A 239-nucleotide genomic window follows, 5' to 3' on the forward strand; every position below is an offset into this window, starting at 1 on the left:
ACTTACGCAATTTATGCAGGGTGATATCGTTGTCAGACAGACGCTCTTGCAAGGCAGCCAGCGTCTTTAATGCCTTCAACAAGATGTGGCAATCTTCCGCACTCAGTGCTAAGTCGTGCTCCTTTGCCTCGTGCACTCGCTGGATAAGCCCGTCCAGCTCTTCGCTGTCAATATCGGTAAAGTCTTGCGCCATTTAAGTTCCTGTCGGCTGGCTTGCAGTGCTGATGCGCTCAATTATT

Annotated in this window: 1 protein-coding gene; it reads right to left on the reverse strand. The window is 50.2% G+C overall.

Translation table 11 applies throughout. The features are described 5' to 3' along the window. A partial coding sequence (locus Q5762_RS39535) for a hypothetical protein (RefSeq protein WP_315897152.1) occupies positions 1-193 on the reverse strand: 193 nt, incomplete at its 3' end. Between the last annotated feature and the right edge of the window lie 46 nt (positions 194-239).

The sequence above is a fragment of the Streptomyces sp. P9(2023) genome, assembly GCF_032436795.1.
In the GTDB taxonomy this organism is placed as follows: domain Bacteria; phylum Actinomycetota; class Actinomycetes; order Streptomycetales; family Streptomycetaceae; genus Streptomyces.